This is a genomic window from Gammaproteobacteria bacterium (genome assembly GCA_011375345.1).
GTDB lineage: Bacteria > Pseudomonadota > Gammaproteobacteria > DRLM01 > DRLM01 > DRLM01.
In genome coordinates, this window is the sequence record DRLM01000105.1 from 1 (window position 1) to 17,976 (window position 17,976).

The 17,976-nt window shown below is 63.6% G+C and carries 23 protein-coding genes; 1 reads left to right on the forward strand and 22 read right to left on the reverse strand.

Features of this window, described 5'->3' with window-relative positions; translation table 11 throughout:
* Nucleotides 1–378 precede the first annotated feature (378 nt).
* Nucleotides 379–645 (reverse strand): 30S ribosomal protein S20, encoded by a 267-nt coding sequence (locus ENJ19_07720; protein HHM05614.1) that lies wholly within the window; start codon nt 643–645, stop codon nt 379–381.
* A 510-nt stretch (nt 646–1,155) separates the two neighbouring features.
* Here ENJ19_07720 and ENJ19_07725 point away from each other — a divergent pair.
* A complete protein-coding gene (locus ENJ19_07725; protein ID HHM05615.1) occupies nt 1,156–1,854 on the forward strand; it encodes a M48 family peptidase in 699 nt (232 codons plus the stop codon).
* Between the two features lie 7 nt (nt 1,855–1,861).
* Here ENJ19_07725 and mgtE read toward each other — a convergent pair whose 3' ends face one another.
* The 21 genes from mgtE to recG form a co-directional block, all read right to left on the reverse strand.
* Nucleotides 1,862–3,220 carry a magnesium transporter gene (gene mgtE / locus ENJ19_07730; protein ID HHM05616.1) on the reverse strand — a complete coding sequence of 453 codons (1,359 nt, stop codon included), beginning with the start codon at nt 3,218–3,220 and terminating at the stop codon, nt 1,862–1,864.
* A gap of 174 nt (nt 3,221–3,394) precedes the next feature.
* Entirely contained in the window at nt 3,395–3,664 is a 270-nt protein-coding gene (locus ENJ19_07735) for an HPr family phosphocarrier protein (protein HHM05617.1), read from the reverse strand.
* An 11-nt stretch (nt 3,665–3,675) separates the two neighbouring features.
* Complete coding sequence (locus ENJ19_07740) at nt 3,676–4,062, reverse strand: PTS sugar transporter subunit IIA (protein HHM05618.1); 387 nt, start codon at nt 4,060–4,062, stop codon at nt 3,676–3,678.
* Nucleotides 4,063–4,076: 14 nt separating this feature from the next.
* Nucleotides 4,077–4,928: an RNase adapter RapZ gene (gene rapZ, locus ENJ19_07745; GenBank protein ID HHM05619.1), complete on the reverse strand. Its 852-nt coding sequence runs from the start codon at nt 4,926–4,928 to the stop codon at nt 4,077–4,079.
* The gene (locus ENJ19_07750; GenBank protein ID HHM05620.1) at nt 4,925–5,548 is read right to left on the reverse strand and encodes a hypothetical protein; all 624 of its coding nucleotides are present in this window, start codon (nt 5,546–5,548) and stop codon (nt 4,925–4,927) included. Before ENJ19_07750 ends, rapZ begins: the two co-directional genes overlap by 4 nt.
* Nucleotides 5,549–6,037, reverse strand: coding sequence for a PTS IIA-like nitrogen-regulatory protein PtsN (gene ptsN, locus ENJ19_07755; GenBank protein HHM05621.1), 489 nt, complete (start codon nt 6,035–6,037; stop codon nt 5,549–5,551).
* 50 nt (nt 6,038–6,087) lie between these two features.
* A complete protein-coding gene (gene raiA / locus ENJ19_07760; GenBank protein HHM05622.1) occupies nt 6,088–6,393 on the reverse strand; it encodes a ribosome-associated translation inhibitor RaiA in 306 nt (101 codons plus the stop codon).
* A 27-nt stretch (nt 6,394–6,420) separates the two neighbouring features.
* Nucleotides 6,421–7,935: an RNA polymerase factor sigma-54 gene (locus ENJ19_07765; protein HHM05623.1), complete on the reverse strand. Its 1,515-nt coding sequence runs from the start codon at nt 7,933–7,935 to the stop codon at nt 6,421–6,423.
* Nucleotides 7,936–8,024: 89 nt separating this feature from the next.
* Entirely contained in the window at nt 8,025–8,750 is a 726-nt protein-coding gene (gene lptB, locus ENJ19_07770) for an LPS export ABC transporter ATP-binding protein (GenBank protein HHM05624.1), read from the reverse strand.
* A complete protein-coding gene (lptA, locus tag ENJ19_07775) occupies nt 8,747–9,265 on the reverse strand; it encodes a lipopolysaccharide transport periplasmic protein LptA (protein ID HHM05625.1) in 519 nt (172 codons plus the stop codon). The genes lptB and lptA overlap by 4 nt, the downstream gene beginning before the upstream one ends.
* Entirely contained in the window at nt 9,252–9,824 is a 573-nt protein-coding gene (lptC, locus tag ENJ19_07780) for an LPS export ABC transporter periplasmic protein LptC (GenBank protein ID HHM05626.1), read from the reverse strand. Before lptC ends, lptA begins: the two co-directional genes overlap by 14 nt.
* A complete protein-coding gene (kdsC, locus tag ENJ19_07785) occupies nt 9,821–10,357 on the reverse strand; it encodes a 3-deoxy-manno-octulosonate-8-phosphatase KdsC (GenBank protein ID HHM05627.1) in 537 nt (178 codons plus the stop codon). The genes lptC and kdsC overlap by 4 nt, the downstream gene beginning before the upstream one ends.
* A gap of 11 nt (nt 10,358–10,368) precedes the next feature.
* Nucleotides 10,369–11,226, reverse strand: coding sequence for a KpsF/GutQ family sugar-phosphate isomerase (locus ENJ19_07790; protein HHM05628.1), 858 nt, complete (start codon nt 11,224–11,226; stop codon nt 10,369–10,371).
* 152 nt (nt 11,227–11,378) lie between these two features.
* Nucleotides 11,379–11,582, reverse strand: coding sequence for a copper chaperone (locus tag ENJ19_07795; protein ID HHM05629.1), 204 nt, complete (start codon nt 11,580–11,582; stop codon nt 11,379–11,381).
* Between the two features lie 7 nt (nt 11,583–11,589).
* Nucleotides 11,590–12,564, reverse strand: a complete 975-nt coding sequence (locus ENJ19_07800; GenBank protein HHM05630.1) for a calcium/sodium antiporter — start codon at nt 12,562–12,564, stop codon at nt 11,590–11,592.
* Between the two features lie 9 nt (nt 12,565–12,573).
* Nucleotides 12,574–13,440, reverse strand: a complete 867-nt coding sequence (locus ENJ19_07805; protein ID HHM05631.1) for a 4-hydroxybenzoate octaprenyltransferase — start codon at nt 13,438–13,440, stop codon at nt 12,574–12,576.
* Nucleotides 13,441–13,464: 24 nt separating this feature from the next.
* Entirely contained in the window at nt 13,465–13,683 is a 219-nt protein-coding gene (locus ENJ19_07810) for a hypothetical protein (GenBank protein HHM05632.1), read from the reverse strand.
* Between the two features lie 80 nt (nt 13,684–13,763).
* Nucleotides 13,764–13,997, reverse strand: a complete 234-nt coding sequence (locus tag ENJ19_07815) for a BrnT family toxin (protein ID HHM05633.1) — start codon at nt 13,995–13,997, stop codon at nt 13,764–13,766.
* A 5-nt stretch (nt 13,998–14,002) separates the two neighbouring features.
* Nucleotides 14,003–14,506 carry a chorismate lyase gene (locus ENJ19_07820; GenBank protein HHM05634.1) on the reverse strand — a complete coding sequence of 168 codons (504 nt, stop codon included), beginning with the start codon at nt 14,504–14,506 and terminating at the stop codon, nt 14,003–14,005.
* A 77-nt stretch (nt 14,507–14,583) separates the two neighbouring features.
* Entirely contained in the window at nt 14,584–15,501 is a 918-nt protein-coding gene (locus tag ENJ19_07825; protein ID HHM05635.1) for a 5,10-methylenetetrahydrofolate reductase, read from the reverse strand.
* Nucleotides 15,502–15,563: 62 nt separating this feature from the next.
* A complete protein-coding gene (gene recG / locus ENJ19_07830) occupies nt 15,564–17,645 on the reverse strand; it encodes an ATP-dependent DNA helicase RecG (GenBank protein HHM05636.1) in 2,082 nt (693 codons plus the stop codon).
* Between the last annotated feature and the right edge of the window lie 331 nt (nt 17,646–17,976).

Genomic DNA, 17,976 nt, shown 5'->3' on the forward strand with positions numbered 1-17,976 from the left:
AATAGCGCGGCACAGGGATGTGCCGCCATTGGCGCAAGTCAATGCGAGCCCGCGAAATACCAGCCATTTCGCACAATGGCGCCCGTATTTCGCGGGCGGCAATCAAACAGGTCAGGACGACCTGTTTGATTGCCGGGTTAATAACTTAAATCGTCGTTGCATAAGTATCCGGTCGAGCAGGAGGCGGGCTTACACCCGCCGTCCTCTCACACCACCCGTTTCCGGCTCTCCGGCTGCCGGGCCGGGAAGGGGGCATCCACCCCCACGTCAGCCCCCAGCCCGGAGCGCACCCCCAGTCACGGCGCTGCATGTCAGGCGCGACGCTATAAAAAAAGCCGACGCAAGCGTCGGCTTTTTTGCGAGGCAAGACAAACTGGCTTACGCGCCCAAACCCCGGATATGCTGGTTCAAGCGGCTCTTGTGACGAGCCGCCTTGTTCTTGTGAATAATACCCTTACGCGCCATATGGTCGATCACAGGGACGGCGGCGAGGTAGGCAGCCTGCGCCTTGTCCTTGTCACCTGCTTCAACGGCAAGAACGACCTTCTTGATGGCGCCACGTACCTGGGTGCGATCCGCTGCATTGCGTTGCCGGCGTACTTCGGCCTGACGGGCGCGCTTGCGGGCTTGTGCAGAATTGGCCAAGGGATGCTCCTTAGACGAATACGGTTATAGCTAAGCGGGGCATTATGCGAGCTTTCAGGGTGAACGTCAACCAAAAACCTCTTCCAACGAGACATGAGCCTGAAGGGGTCTGGGTTTGGGACCATCGGAGGGTGATCGTCACACTCAAGACCCACGGGCTCCAGTACATGGAGCAGATCCGCGCCTTTTTCAAGGGCACACCCCCCTCGGTTTTGAGGTGCCAAGTCAAGAGGCTCTCTGCGACTGGATCGCCGGCGGGCTGGGACGTCTCGGCTATTTCCGCCTCGGCAAGGGCTGCTGACCAAGGCCCGGTGTATGCCGAGAACCACCAGCCCTGCTGTCTGCTGGCGGCCGTGAAAGATGGCGGTGTGGAATGAGCGCTCATGGCTTGGGCGCCTTCGTCCATGTTTTTCTGCACATTCGATCTGCTTCGTGACCATGCCGGAAGGTGGCGTTTCCGGGCGGTGTTGTCACGCTTGACAGAAAGTCGCCGGCCGCGACAATGGCACCATGACCGAGCTGCCTCCTTACACCGTCCGTATCAGTGCCCGCGCCAAGCGCTTGCAGCTGAAAGTGTCGGGCTACGGCGAAGTGGTGGTGGTGGTGCCCCGGCGGATGGACCCCCGCCATGGCGATGCCTTTGTGGCCCGGCACGCCGCCTGGTTGCGGGAGACGCTGGCAGGAATCGCCCCGCCCGGAAAAACCGAACTGTTGCCCACGCGCATCGCTCTGCCCGCCCTGGACAGGGTCTGGGACGTGCGCTACGAGAGCGCCACGGCCTCCTGCCGGGACCGCTTGGCAGCCACCGCCGCCACCTTGCAAGTGCCGGCCGGCAGTTCCGCCACCCAACGCGCCCTGCTGCAGGCCTGGCTCAGCCGGCAGGCCAAAGCGGCCCTGCCTCCGCGGTTGGAACGGCTGAGCCGCGAGCTGGGTCTGCCTTATGCCAAGGTGACAGTACGGGCGCAGAAGACCCGCTGGGGCAGTTGCTCGGCGCGCCACCACATCAGCCTCAACCGCAACCTGCTGTTCCTGGAACCGGAGCTGGTGCGGTATTTGTTCATCCACGAGTTGTGCCACACGGTGCACCTGAACCATTCGCCCCGCTATTGGGCGCTGGTGGCTACCTTCGCGCCGGACTATCGCGACCGGGAACGGGCCCTGGGGCACGCCATGCAGCAGGTTCCCCGCTGGGCGGCGCCGGGCCGCTGACAGCAGCTCACAGCAATACCACGGTGGCTGTCCCCAGAAACACCATGAATCCCACCACATCGGTGACCGTGGTCAGCACCACCGAGCCGGCCAGGGCCGGGTCCACTCCCAGCCGCCTGAGCAACAGGGGAATGGTGGCGCCGGCGACGGCGGCGATAATGAGGTTGGTGACCATGGCCAGGGCGATGATGGCGCCAATGGCAACATCTCCAAACCAGACCAGGGCCACCAAACCCACCACCAGCGCCCACAGCAGGCCGTTGAGGGCACCCACCGCCAGCTCCTTTTTGAACAAGTCCCAGGCGTTGGCGGCGCTGATCTGGCCCAGGGCGATGCCACGGATGACCAGGGTCAGGGTCTGGCTGCCGGCGATGCCGCCCATGCTGGCGACAATGGGCATGAGTACGGCCAGGGCCACCACTTGCTGGATGGTGGCTTCAAACAGGCCGATGACCCAGGAGGCGAGAAAGGCCGTGCCCAAATTCACCCCCAGCCAGACGGCCCGGCGCCGGGCGCTTTGGGGGACGGGAGCGAACATGTCCTCTTCTTCTGACAGACCCGCCATGCTCATGAGGGAGTGATCAGCTTCCTGGCGGATGACGTCCACCACGTCGTCAACCGTGATGCGGCCCAACAACCGGCCCTGTTCATCCACCACCGGCGCCGACACCAGGTCGCGATGCTCGAACAGGGCGGCCACGTCGCTGGCGGACTGGTGCGCTTCAATAGGTTCCACGTCGGTGGTCATGACTTCACTGACCATGTGGGCGGGTTCCTGGGTGAGCAGATCGGTGAGGGACAACAAGCCCAGGTAGGTGTCGTCCCGCTTCACGACGATGAGGCTGTCGGTCATCTCGGGAATCTCGCCGCGCCAGCGCAAGTAGCGCAGCACCACGTCCAGGGTCACGTCGGGCCGCACGGTCAGGGTGTCGGTGTTCATGAGGCCGCCGGCAGTGTCCTCGTCGTAGGACAGCACGGCCTCCACCCGCTCGCGGTCTTGCGCGTTCATGGAGCGCAGCACTTCCTCCACCACCGCCGCGGGCAAATCCTGGATGAAGTCGACAAGGTCGTCGGTTTCGAGATGTTCGCTGGCCGCCACCAGTTCGTGGGGGGCCATCTCCTTGATCAGGCCGCTGCGCACGTCATCGCTCAAATGGAGCAGCACGTCGCCTTCCAGGTCCGGGCTGACCAATTCCCAGGCCAGTTCGCGTTCCTCCGCTGGCAGGGACTCCAGGAGATGGGCGATTTCGGCGGGATACAAGCCGTTGAGCATGCGCCGCACGCTGTTCAGCGCGCCGCTTTCCAGGGCTTCGGTAAAGCTGCGCAGATGCTCCTGGCTGTGGGCGCGCTCTGGGGATTCCGGCATGGCCACCTCTTGCAAGCAATGGGTCAGATAGTGATTTCGCGCCGATGATGATAGCGGATCGGCGCAGCGGAAGACGGACCGACCCGCTTGGACCGGCCGAGCCAGCACGTGTTCAACGGGGCAGGATCACGCCGGTTCGGCGGAGCCCCAACCGCGATGGAGAGAACGGCGACCTTACTCCGCTTCGCCGAAACGGTCCGCGACCAGTTTTTCCAGGCGCCGGACGGCAGCCTGTTCGTCGTTGCCGTCGGCGATGATGCACAGGGTCGTCCCCCGGGCAGCCGCCAACATCATCAGACCCATGATGCTTTTGCCGTTGACCACCTGCTCGCCCCGCAGCACGTGTATCCGGCATTGGAAGGCGGACGCGGTGGTCACGAATTTCGCCGCGGCACGGGCGTGCAGGCCGAGCTTGTTAACGATGGTGACTTCCACACGTATCATGGGATTCCGCACTACGACAGGCAGTGGAAAATGCCGTCCCGCCCTCCGGTTTCCGCTTTGACCGCCAGATCCGCCAGGCTCAGTTCCGGATAGTTCATCACCCGCACCAACATGGGCAGATTGACGCCGCTGATGACCTTCACGCGATCGCCGTCCGCCAGGCTGGAGGCGATATTGCTGGGCGTGGAGCCGTACATGTCTGTCAGTACCAACACACCGTCACCGCTGTCCAGCCGGGCGACCCGCTCACGCGCCCGGGCCAGCAGCAATTCGGGTTCGCAGTCCCCGGCCACAGGCATCACGCCGGCCAGCAGCGGGCACATGCCCAGCATGTGGGTGGCGCTTTCCATCAGCGCCTCGCCGATTTGATTGTGGGTGATTAACAACAGACCGACCATCGCTGAAACCCGCGCTAACACAGCTCCCGATGGCGGGCCAGCACATGAGCGCGCCGCTCGGCGAAATGGGCCGCCAGTTGTTCCACCAGGTAGACGGAGCGGTGATGCCCTCCGGTGCAGCCCACGGCCACGGTCATGTAGCTGCGGTGTTCTTTTTCGAAGCAGGGAATCCACTCTTCCATCACCCCGCGGATGGTGGCGAACATGCGGCTTACCGACTCGTGCTGGGCCAGATAATCCACCACATCGGCGTCCCGCCCGGTGAGATGACGCAAACGGGGCTCCCAATGAGGGTTGGGCAGGCAGCGCACATCAAAGACGAAATCAGCCCCCAGGGGTATGCCGTTTTTGAAACCAAAAGACAAAAACAGCAGCGACAGGGCTTCATGCCCCCCGGCCATGCGCTCGTGCACCAGCTCGCGCAACTGGTGCACGGTGTTGCGGCTGGTGTCGATGCGCCAGTCGGCACTGGCGGCCACCGGGCCAAGCAGGCGGCGTTCGGTGCGGATGGCTTCTTCCAGAGGCGTATCGGGACCGCTTAAAGGGTGCTTGCGACGGGTTTCGCTGAAGCGCTTGAGCAAAACGCTTTCTTCCGCCCCCACGAACAGAATTTCGCACTGGAAACCCTGGGCCTTGAGCTGCTGCAACACGTCGTCAAAGCGGGCGAAATCTTCGCTGGGATTGCGCGCGTCAATGCCCACCGCCGCATCCTCGTGTTCCGGCGAGAGTTGTTGCAAGTGTTCGGCGAAAGCCGGCAGCAAACTGGTGGGAAGATTGTCAATGCAATACAAGCCCAGGTCTTCCAAGGCCTGCAGCACGATGGTTTTGCCCGAACCGGACAAGCCACTGACGATGACCAGTCTCATAATTCCCCGCCTTGCCTGCGTCTGCCGTGCAACAGGCTGGCCGCCGCGCGCTCCAGGCGCACCAAGGTCTCCAGCAACAAAGGAAGAGGCCGCCCCGCTGCCACGGGCAGGGTCACGCGCGGCACCATCACCCCCAACAGTCTCAGTTGGTCCCGCTGCGGCTGCAAACGTTCCCAGTCCTGCCATTGCCCGGCCGCGGGGCGCAGCAGCCGCACCGCCAGGTGAACGGTGGCCACCGGCAACAGCGCCTGACCACCAAACAGCTCCCGCACATTGATCACTCCCAGACCGCGCACTTCCAGCAAATCGCGCAACGCCCCCGGGGGGCGCGCCAGCAGGGCGGCGTGATCACTGCGCTGAAACTCAATGGCATCATCGGCCACCAGACGATGACCCCGCTCCAACAGCGCCAGCGCCAGCTCGCTTTTGCCCACACCGCTTTCGCCGCTGATCCACACCCCACAGCCCGCCACTTCGACAAGCACGCCGGGACGCACCGCCGCCGCGCCGGGATCAGCGGACGCGTAGCGCTGCCTGGAGAGATCGCTGCTGTTCAAAGTCAATGAGCTGCGCCGGCTTCCGTCCAGGGGGGGCGGCCGCCAAGAGCGCGGCCAGATCAATCAGCCATGGGGCGCCGCCGCAGGCAGCACCCGTTCCGCCGCGCCCCGGGTCAGCAGCTGGTAGGCTTCGGCAGTGCCCGGCGCCTCGCGCAGGCGCTGGCGAAACACGGGGTCGCCAAACATCCGCGCCAGCTTGGCCAGGATCTGCAGATGCTCCTCGGTGGACGCTTCGGGAACCACCATGGCAAAAAGCAAATCCACCGGCTGGCGGTCCGCAGCGTCAAAGTCCACCCCCGTATCCAGGCGCACAAAGGCGCCCAGGGTGCGGTCCAGGCTGGCCAGGCGCCCGTGGGGCAAGGCCACCCCATGACCCAGACCGGTACTTCCCAGACGCTCACGCGCCACCAGGGCATCAAAAATCTCTGTTTCCACCAAACGGCTGTCAGCGCGGGCGATCAGCGCGCTGATGATTTCCAGCGCTTTTTTCTTGCTGCCCGCAGCTTCCCCACAAGCGACCCGTTCGGGGGTGATAAGCTCCGTGATCTCCATAGCCCACAGACCTCCCTAGAAGGCGCGACGCCAGAGCCGGTACCCGCCACTCAGCGCGCCACCCCACTGCGGTAATCGGTGTTTTTTTCTTTTTGCTTCAGAATCTGCCGATCCAGCTTGTCCACCAGGGCGTCGATGGAAGCGTACATGTCTTCCGCCTCGGAATCGGCGAACACGGTACCCCGCTGCATGTGGATGGTGGCTTCAGAACGTTGTCGTTGTTTTTCCACGCTGAGCACCACGTGAACCTTGCCCACGCCTTCCACATGACGCGCCAGCCGGTCCATCTTTTCCTCCACATACTGACGCAGCGCCGGCGTGATGTCCATGTGATGTCCGGAAAGTTGGATTTGCATAAGTTGTGCCCTTCTTCTATCTGCTTATCAGACAAGTCGTTTACGTTCATTGGATGGCGGAATGGACATGGCCTCGCGATATTTGGCCACCGTCCGCCGCGCCACGTTAATACCTTGATCCGACAGGATCGCGGCAATCTTGCTGTCGCTCAGGGGCTTGCGGGGACTCTCCGCGGCGACCAGCTTTTTAATCAGGGCGCGGATGGCCGTGGCCGAACAGGCGCCGCCGCTGGCAGTCCCCACGTGGCTGGAGAAAAAGTATTTCAACTCGAAGATGCCCCGCGGCGTCATCATGTACTTTTTGTTGGTGACGCGGGAAATGGTGGATTCATGCATGCCCACCTCCTCCGCCACGTCGTGCAGAACCAAAGGCTGCATGGCCTCTTCGCCGTGCTCCAGAAAACCCCGCTGGCGCCCGACGATGCAGGAGGCGACTTTGAGCAGGGTTTCGTGACGGCTTTGCAGGCTTTTGATGAACCAGCGCGCTTCTTGCAGCTGGTTTTTCAGATAGGTGTTGTCGCTGCTGGTATCGGCGCGGCGCACCAGACTGGCGTAGTGATTGTTGATGCGCAGGCGGGGCATGGCCTCTTCATTGAGCTCCACCCGCCAGGCGCCGCGGTGTTTGCGTACGATGACATCGGGGACCACGTATTCGGCCGCTTCCTGGCTGACGCTGCCGCCAGGGCGGGGATTGAGCGACTGGATCAGGTGCAGCACGGACTCCAGGTCGCTCTGTGCCAGCTTCATACGCCGCATCAGTTGGTTGAAATCGCGGCTGCCCAGCAGATGCAGGTGCTCCCCCACCAGCGACAGGGCCTGTTTGAGCCAGGGCGTCGCGGAAGGGAGCTGCTTGAGCTGGAGGAGGAGACATTCACGCAAATCGCGCGCTGCCACGCCGGGCGGGTCGAAATTTTGAATGCGGTGCAGCACCGCTTCCACTTCATCCAGCTCCAAATCATGGCCTTGCTCCACCAGGCCCTGGTGCAACTCTTCCAGAGACAAGGACAAATAGCCGTCTTCGTTGATGGCATCCACCAGGGCTTCGGCGACCATGCGGTCCAGATCGGAAAAGGGCGTGAGGTCCAGCTGCCACAGCAAGTGGTCTTTGAGGCTTTCCGAGGCGCTGCCCTGCACTTCGATGCCGCGCATATCGGAGTCGCTGCCGGCGCTGGAAGGCGCCGGCCCCACGGTGCCGCCGGTGTCATAGACGTCTTCCCAGCTGGTGTCCACGGGAAGGTCTTCCGGAATCTCGGAGGCCATCTCAGAGGATGCGGCTGCCTCTGTGCCCCCGGCGCTGTCGCTGTTGCCCGGGTCGGACTGGGATGGGGACTGGGATGTACCGGCGCCGCTGTCCGCCGTGGGGGTGCCGGACTGTTCGGCCTCGGCTTCCTCGGAGAGATCCAGCATGGGATTGCTCTCCAGGGCTTCTTGGACTTCGGCCTTGAGTTCCAGGGTGGACAATTGCAACAGGCGGATGGCCTGCTGCAGCTGGGGCGTCATGGTGAGATGCTGCCCTAGCCGTAATTGGAGCGACTGCTTCATTTTATGAGACGTTCAATGGGTAAGCGTCCACCCGCTTTGGAAAAATTACACATAGTTTACCGCATTATGGGGGGAGGGGCGTGCCTCCCTCACAAGGTGAAATGGTGTCCCAGATACACCTCCCGCACCCGCTCGTCTGCCAACACCTCATCCGGTGCGCCGGCGGCGATAACCCGCCCCTCATTGACAATATAGGCGCGTTCGCAAATCCCTAAAGTCTCGCGCACATTGTGATCGGTGATCAGCACGCCTATGCCCAAATCCTGCAGGTGCGCAATGATACGCTGAATGTCCACCACGGAGATAGGGTCCACCCCGGCAAACGGCTCGTCCAGCAGAATGAACCGCGGCCGGGTGGCCAGGGCACGGGCAATTTCCAGACGGCGGCGCTCGCCGCCGGACAGGCTCATCCCCAAGCTGTTGCGCAGATGGCCGATGTGCAGCTCGTGAAGCACCTCGTCCAGGCGTTGGCGCCGGGCGGTCTTGGTCAGGCCGGGCAGGGTTTCGAGGATGGCCAGGACGTTTTCCGCCACGGTGAGTTTGCGGAAGACCGAGGCTTCCTGGGGCAGGTAGCCGATGCCCAGACGGGCCCGGACGTGCATGGCGAGAGGGGTGAGGTCGCGCCCGTCCAGCACGATGCGGCCACCATTGCCGGGCACCAGGCCCACGATCATGTAAAAACAGGTGGTTTTGCCCGCGCCATTGGGCCCCAGCAGACCCACCACCTCACCGCTGGACACCGCCAGCGAGACCCCGTTCACCACCTGCCGGCCCCGGTAGCGCTTGCTCAGGTTTTCGGCCTCGAGCCGGCTCACGGAGGGTCACCCGCCTCGTTCCTGAGACGGGGCTGGATGATCACGTGAACACGTTCCCCGCCGTCCGGCTTTTTGTAGCCTTTGACGGTTTCCTTGAGCGTTTCGTACTCAATACGATGGCCGCTGAATTCGTTCCCCGCCTGCCACAAACGGGCCTGTTCGGTGAGCACCACCACGGCGTCGGTGGTGCTGTAGTCGATGCGCATGGCCTGGCCGCGCACTTCCTCTTTTTGCTTGTCCGGCCGCTGGCGGAAGGTGGCGGGCCGACCCACGGCGACCACCCGGTCCAGCTCTTTGCGGTTGCCGCTGTGGAGGGTGACCTCGTCAGCGTTGAGACGGGTGCTGCCCTGGGTGAAGCGCACATTGCCACGGTACACCGCCACTCCCCGGGCATCGTCCAGCAACACGCTATCGGCCTCGATATGGATGGGCTGCTCGCGGTCGCTGGACAGGGCCCACGCCGGCCCTGCCAGCAGGGCGGGCACACAGACCCATACCCACCTACGGTGCCTCATAATACCCCCGCACCTCGGCCATCAGCCGTACCTGTTCCACCTTCAAATCCGCTTCCATGCCCACGGCTTGGGTCACCCCGGTGGCGCTGGCCACCGTCACCGGCTGATCCGTCTCGGCATACTCCCGCTGGGGCAGCACCCGCATGGCGCTCGTGCTGAGATCGAGAAAACGGCCGTCGGGATGATGGCGGGACACGTGCACGTCCTGGCTGAGCCACACCGTCTCCCCCCCGGCGGAAACCCGGCCCTGCCCGGCTCGAATGCGCCACGGCGGCGCCTCCCCGCGAAAAACGATGAAGCGGGGCTCGGTGAGTTCCGAGGTGTCGTCGGCGGCGTAATGCACCATGGCAGCAGCGCTGAGGCGGTTGCGGGGCCGGCCGTCCGGCCCCATGGTGGTGGTGGTGAAGTCCCGCAAAAAGAAATCCGCCAGGTGGGTCCCGGCGCGCGCGCCGGGGGCGGGCGGTGCTTTTTTTTGGGGTGACCACAGGCTGATGCCGATGAACAGCAACCCAGCCAACACCGCCAGCAGCCCTTTCTCCCGGCTCCAGCGCAAGATCAGTCCTCCCCACCCGTCAGGTAAGCCGCCAGCATGGGGGCGAGGCGACCCTGGGCTGCGAGAATGAGTTCACACACGTCGCGCGCTGCGCCCTGCCCCCCCGGGCTGGGGGTGCGCCAATGGGCATGGCGGATCACCAGGGGGTGGGCGTCGGCCACGGCGACGGCCAGACCCACCCGGGACATGACGGGCAGATCCACCACATCGTCGCCCACATAGGCCACCTGTCCGGGCGCCAGCCGGCACTTTTCCAGCACCGCCCGAAAAGGCGGCAGCTTGTCGCGCTGGCCCTGATAGACATGTCGAACACCAAGGCCGGCCATGCGGTGTGTGACGGCCTCCGAGCTGCGGCCGGAGATGACGGCGATGTCCACGCCGCCCTGTTGCAGCATCTTCAGACCGTGGCCATCGCGGGAGTTGAACACCTTGTGTTCATTGCCGACGGTGTCGAAATACAGACCGCCGTCGGTGAGCACGCCGTCTACATCGAAGATCACCAGGCGCACGGCCGCCGCCCGCTCTCTCACGTCGTGCATGGCAGCCCCCCTTACATCACGCCCGCGCGCAGCAGATCGTGCATATTCAGGGCACCCACCAGTTTGTGGTCAGCATCCACCACCAGCAGGCCATTGATGGCCGTGGATTCCATGAGTTGCAGGGCTTCCACTGCCAGTTGCCCGGGACCGATGGTTTTGGGCTCGCGTGTCATGAGACCGGCGATGGGTGTGGCGTGCACGTCCACACCGCGGTCCAGGGCGCGGCGCAAATCACCGTCAGTGAACACCCCCAGCACCCGGCACTGCTCGTCGATCACCGCCGTCATCCCAAGGCCCTTCTGGGTGATTTCCAGCAAGGCTTCGCTGAGCTTGGCCTCTGGCGCCACCCGCGGCGCCCGGGCGCCAGTGTGCATCACATCCTGCACCAACAGCAGCAACCGCCGGCCCAGACGGCCGCCGGGGTGGGAACGGGCGAAATCTTCCCGGGTGAAACCGCGCGCCTCCAACAGGGCGATGGCCAGGGCATCACCCATAGCCAGGGCAGCGGTGGTGCTGGCGGTGGGGGCCAGATCCAGCGGGCAGGCCTCCTGGGCCACGCTGACGTCGATGTGGGCCTCCGCCGCCTGGGCCAGGGTGGAGGCGGGATTGCCCGTCAGTGCAATCAGTGGCACCTCCAGCCGTTTGATGAGGGGCAAGATGGTGAGGATTTCCCCGGTCTCGCCGGAGTTGGAAAAAGCCACCACCACGTCTTTGGCGGTGATCATGCCCAGATCGCCGTGGCTGGCCTCACCGGGGTGGACAAAAAAAGCGGGGCTGCCGGTGCTGGCCAGGGTGGCGGCGACCTTGCCGCCGATGTGGCCCGACTTGCCCATGCCCAGGACCACGATGCGCCCCTCGCAGACCAGCATCAGCTCGCAGGCGCGGGAAAATGCACCATCAACACGCCCGGCCAGAGCCGCCACGGCAGCGGCTTCGGTTTCGATCACCGCCCGGCCCAGCGTGGCGAAATCCACCCGCGGCCGGGCCGCCGGCGGCGCCGGACAGGAGATACCCGGCTCGCTCACGCCGCGACCGGGTAGCCCAATTCGGCCAGCCTGGCCGCCAGGCGGGCCGGGTCCAGCCCCTCGCCGCGCACCGTTACGCGGCCGCTGGCAACGTCCACCTCCACCTCCGCCACGGCGGGCAGCGCCTCGAGACCGCTGCGGATCGCGGCGGCGCAGCCACCGCACTTCACTTTCGTTGCTGTCAATTCAACGGTTTCCATAATTCACTCACGTTGCGGAAACATACAAAAAGCCCAGGTAGGCCATAAAAGCCCCAAGCAGAAAACCGCCTTTGACCCGCGAAATGCGCGCCCGGTCGGTCATGCCGTATGCCGACAGAAACAGGACCAGGGTCAGACCGATCATGATGGGGAAATCCCGGGTCAACACATCCATGGGGAAAGGGCCGGGCCTGATCACCCCCGGCATGGCCAGCACGCCGAGCAGGTTGAACATATTGGACCCGATCACATTGCCAATGGCAATGTCGTGCTCACCTTTGAGGGCGCTGGCAATGGAGGCGGACAGCTCCGGCAGGCTGGTACCAATTGCAATGACGGTGAGCCCGATGACCAGATCGCTGACGCCGAAATATTCCGCCACCTCCACCGCGCCCCAGACCAAGACCTGGGAACTCAGCAACAGCAACACAATGCCCGCCAGCAACCACACCAGGGCACGCCCGGTAGGCACGTGTTCGGGGATTTCCGCCTCGTATTCCATGGCCATGGGGTCGGCGCCATCGGGGCGCCGCGCCAGACGCACCAGCCAGATCAATATTGCCACCAGCCCCAGCATCAGCATCGCACCGTCCCAGCGGCTGAGACCGCCGTCCAGCATCAGCGACAGCGTCGCCAGCATAATGACCAACAGCAGGGGCAACTCGCGCTTCAGCACCCGCGACGTCACCGTCAGCGGCACTACCAGCGCGGTCACCCCCAGGACCATGCCGATATTGGTGATGTTGGAACCCAGGGCATTGCCGATTCCCAGGCCGGGGTTGCCCTCAAAGGCCGCCACCGCGGACACCAGCATCTCCGGCGCGGAGGTGCCGAAGCCGACGATGGTCAAACCGATGATCAAGGGGCTGACGCCAAAGTTGCGCGCTGTGGCAGACGCACCGAACACCATGCGGTCCGCACTCCAGGCCAGCATCACAAAACCTCCAAGAATGGCCGCAAACGGCACCCCCAACTCAGCCATTGTCACCTCTCAACGTCCGGCCAGCGCGTAGTGGCACGCCAGGCCCAAAAAAACGGCGGCGCCGAACCAGTTGTTGTTCAAAAATGCCTTGAAGCATGCCGGCCTTTCGCGGCCACGGATCAGGCGCTGTTGATAACCCGCCAGCAGCGCCGCAGCGAACACACCGGCGTAGTAAAACCCGCCCAACTCCAGCAGGCTGCCCACCAGGAGCAGCACCAACAACACCAACAGTTGCAGCAGGGCGATGATGCCGAGATCAGCGTCACCAAACAAAACGGCCGTGGATTTCACCCCGATTTTCACATCATCCGGCCGGTCCACCATGGCGTACATGGTGTCGTAGGCCGTGGCCCACACCACGGTGGCAAAGAACAACCACCAGGCCACTCCTGGCACCGCACCGGCCTGGGCCGCGAAGGCCATGGGCACCGCCCAGGCGAAGGCCGTGCCCAATACGACTTGAGGAAAATGCGTGTAGCGTTTGGTGAAAGGATACACCGCGGCCAGCGCGGCGCCGCCGAAAGACAGCGCGATGGTGTAGGCGTTGAGGGTGAGTACCAGGGCGAAGGCGGTCAGACACAGCGCCACGAACAACAGCAGCGCTTCTTTGGGGCACACCCGGCCGGCGGCCAACGGCCGGTTTTTGGTGCGGGCCACGTGGGGGTCGATGTTGCGGTCGGCGTAATCATTGATCACACAACCGGCCGAGCGCATCAGCACCACCCCCAGCACGAACACCGTCAACACCCAAAGATCGGGCACCCCTTCCGCCGCCACCCACAAGGCCCACAGCGCGGGCCACAGCAACAGGAAAATCCCGATGGGCCTGTCCAGCCGCATCAGGAGAGCATATTGGTGGAGGCGGTCAAGGGTCATAAAAACGGCCGGACGCCAAACGAACTATTTGTAACCTGTGGCAGCACTGGCCACTTTAATCAGCGGTTTCAACGCTTCGTTGACTGCGTTCGCATCGGGAAATGCTTTCGCTACCTCACGCTCCACCAACACCAGCTTATGGGAGTTGTTGCAGGCCTCATGACATTTCCCGCGACTGGCCTTGCCCAAGTCCTCCCTGCCGTATTCCCGCCTCAACCCAGCCTGCCCTTTACCCTTCTTCATAAATCGGTCCCTCGTACTTATTGACCCGGCAATCAAACAGGTCAGGACGACCTGTTTGATTGCCGGGTTAATAATAGTCATCAAACATGCACGGATGATGCAAAACCGTTCGCCTCGCCCAGCGTGCCAACCACCAACAAACACTTGAACCTCGGCGCACTGAAAGCAATCAGCCCCGCCTCATCAATGGAATGATCCGGATCGTCAAACGTCACCGCCATGGGGCCACCAAACACCGTTGCCACTGCGTGCAATGAAACCCGTGTTTCTTCCCGCTGGCCCTGGCTTTTTTTCGGGTCCCATTCGACTTCCATTGAAGTTATACACGACGTTCCACCAGCGCCGGCAAAAAGATCTCACTCACCAGCAACGGCCGGCCCTTGATCCAAAACACAGAGCGCCGGCCCCAGATACAATCCGGCCGTTGCGCCAAGCCCTGGACAGCATGTTCAAACATGGTCTGGCCCGGTATGAGGCGCGCCACCTGCACCTGTCCCCGCCGCATGGAGCGTTGCGCAAACAGGGCCGCACCCAAAGGCCGGCTGCCCAAACGCACCAGCCGCCGCCGCACACCGCTCAAGGTACTGGCGGGGATAACCGTGCGGGCAAACACCCACGGTGCATCGTTGCAGTGCAGGCGCACTTCCCGCACCACGCCGCATTCACCGCGCCGCATGCCCAGCACGCGGGCTTCGCTCCAGGCGGGACGGCGGCGCAACTGCCGGAGCACCTGCACGTGAAAGCGGCCGCTGCAGGCATGCTGCAGGCGCCGGGTCAGCGATGTTGCGTCCAACAACCAGTCCCACAAGGCCGGAGTCGCCATGCTGCGCGGCCATTGGTCCGCGGACCGCCACAGCGGCTCACCGCGCCAATGAGGCGGTTTGATTTTTGAAAGCGTGGTCACTTCAGGGCAACACCGCTGACCTTTTTCAGCAACTCAAGCGACGCTTCCACTTCCACCTTTCTCACGGCCACGCTCTCAATATTGCAGCCGACGGGAATGTTTTTCTCGTCCGCAAACTCTTTTAACTCGGCCCAGTTTTGGGCGGAGAAGCTGACCGATTGCTGCAAAATGTCCTTTGAATGCACCAATTCGTTTTCCAGCCACCTGGGAATGCTGATCCCCAACCATTTCATAAACCGCAAAGTTTTGACCGAGCCGCACGGTGTCAGGGTGAATATAATGGGCACCAGCGGAATGTTGTGCTTCTGCCCATGGTAATAGTAGTCGGACAGGAAATCTTTCGACGCGTTGACGTCGTACACCCCCTGGGAAATAAAAAAAGAACAGCCCCGGGCGATTTTGTTGAACACTCTGACATGCTCGTCCCGCTTCACCACATGCCGTTCCGGAATCGTCACGCCGCCCAGCAATACGTCATTGCCGAGTTCTTGTTTTAGTTTGTATGCATCGCTGATGGACAGGGTGACGCATTGCGACTTGGACGAAGCGCCGACGAAAACCGTCAGGTCACCGGTCCGCTGTATGCTGTTGAGAAAGCCCGACAATGCCGGACGGCTGTATTTCCCCACCGCGCGATAGATGATTTTCGGAACGGCGAGGGACGCCAAAAATTCCTGGGCATAGGAAAAGGAATCCAAAGTTTCGATGAAAGGAAACGGTCGTTCCTCTTTGGTTCTCGATTTCTCATCCTGGATGTCGTACAGCACCAGGCCGTCTATGCTCAAAGATTGCAGCCGCCGGAGCTGGCGCGCGGCAATATCCTCGAGCTTTTCCGGCGCCGTGCCCTTTTTCGGCGGCACCATGCCGTACAGGACGATACCGCTTTGGCGTTGTTTTATTTTTTCAGCAAGCATGTCTTGTTCGGGCCAATGTTTGTTGGCAGCTGGAACCTGACGCCGCGCGTCACTTATCGTCACTACACGTCCCCCAGCTGCAAAGCCTCATCCCCCACCCAGCGCTGGATCAAAAGCTCGATGCGCTCGGGTGCACTGGCCTTCATTTCGCGGGCCGCGGCTTCCACCGCCGGGAGCAAGTCCTGGTCACGCACCACGTCCGCGATGCGCAGGCGCAACAAGCCGCTTTGACGCGCACCCAGCACCTCGCCGGGACCGCGCAGTTCCAAATCGCGGCGGGCGATTTCGAAGCCGTCATGGGTGTCGCGCAGGGCGCCCAGGCGCGCGCGCCCTTGCCGGGAGAGGGGGGGATGATACACCAACACGCACACGCTTTTCTCGCTGCCCCGGCCCACGCGGCCACGCAGCTGGTGGAGCTGGGCCAACCCCAGTCGCTCGGCATTGTCGATCACCATCAGGCTGGCCTTGGGCACATCCACCCCCACTTCGATGACGGTGGTGGCCACCAGCAAGTCGATATCGCCCCTTTTGAAGGCCTGCATCACGACCTCTTTTTCCTCCCCTTTGAGGCGGCCGTGAACCAGCCCCACCCGCAGTTCCGGCAGTGCCTGGCGCAGGGCGGCGGCGGTGTCCTGCGCCGCCTGGCACTGCAGGGCTTCGGACTCCTCGACCAGCGGGCACACCCAATAGGCCTGGCGGCCGCCGGCGCAAGCGGCGCGCACCCGTTCGATCACCTCGATGCGGCGGCTGTCAGGCACGGCCACGGTCTCCACCGGGGTGCGGCCGGGGGGGAGTTCGTCGATGGCGGAGTGGTCCAGATCAGCGTAGGCGGTCATGGCCAGAGTGCGGGGAATGGGGGTGGCGGTCATCACCAGTTGATGGGGATAACCGTGAGCACCGCGGCCTTTTTCCCACAGCGCCAGGCGCTGGTGGACACCGAAGCGGTGTTGCTCGTCGATCACCACCAGGCCCAGGGCAGCGAACTCGACCCCGTCCTGAAACAGGGCGTGGGTGCCCACCACCACCGACAGCTCACCCACCGCCAGCGCCGCGCCCAGCTCACGGCGGGCTTTGGCGCCCAGCTTGCCCACCAGCCCAGCCACCGACAAACCCAGCGGCGTCAGCCAGGCGCTGAAATTGCGCAAATGCTGCTCCGCCAGCAATTCGGTGGGTGCCATCACCGCCGCCTGGAAACCCGCTTCCACTGCCTGCAACACGGCCGCGGCGGCCACCACGGTTTTGCCAGAGCCAACATCCCCCTGCACCAGGCGTTGCATGGGGCTGGGCTTTCGCAGATCGGCGCAGATGTCGGCGATCACGCGGCGCTGCGCCCCGGTGAGGGCGAAGGGCAGCCGCCGCTCAAATTCGGCCTGCAATGCACCGGGCGACCGCAAGGAGGGCGCCTCCCGCCGCGTGGCGCGCTCACGCAGCCGGCGCAGACTGAAATGCTGGGCCAGCAACTCTTCGAAGGCCAGCCGTTGCTGGGCGGGGTGGCAACCCGCCGTCAACAGGTGCAGGGGCGCATCGGGCGGCGGCGCGTGAACGTAGTGCAGGGCATCCGGCAGACTGGGCAGGTGGCGGGTGACGGACAGACCGGCGGGAAGCAAGTCCGCCAGGGCACCCTCGTCCACCCAACGCAGCGCTTGCGCCACCAGACCGCGCAACCGGTTTTGATGCAGGCCTTCGGTGGTGGGGTACACCGCGGTCAGGCAGTCGTCCAGAGGAGCGGGCGCCTCCGGATCCACGGCGCGGCACTCCGGGTGCACCATTTCCAGCCCGCCGGGGCCGGGGCGCAGCTCGCCAAAACAACGAACATGCCGGCCGCGGGAATAGAAGTCTCTGAGGCCGGCGGAGTAGTGAAAGAAACGCAAATCCAACAGGCCCGTGCCATCGGCCAGGCGCGTCACCAGCGCGGGACGGCGGCCGCCGGTGACATCGGCGTACAGCACTTCCCCCTGCACCAACACTTCACCCCCGGCACGCAGCGCCCCCAGAGGCGTGAGGCGGGTGCGGTCCTGATAACGCAGGGGCAGATGAAACAACAAATCCCGCACGCGCTGCAAACCCAGACGCGCCAGGCGCCCGGACAAGCGCGGCCCGACGCCGTTCAAGGTTGCGAGGGCTTGATCCAAAGGTGAAGACATCAGCGGTGCCAGAGCACGCAAATGGCGACAGTGTAATGGGCCAACCGGGAAAAACGAAGGGCGCCGGGGCGCCATCGCCCTGGTCGCCATCATCAAGAAGCGACTCAATATCCCGGCCGGCCTTTACTCAACCCCACAAACTTTGAGCCTGACCATTTTCGAAAAAATCGCATTGGACCGACCACGTACTATTAACCCGGCAATTAGGATTGTCGGGTTAATAGCGCGGCACAGGGATGTGCCGCCATTGGCGCAAGTCAATGCGAGCCCGCGAAATACCAGCCATTTCGCACAATGGCGCCCGTATTTCGCGGGCGGCAATCAAACAGGT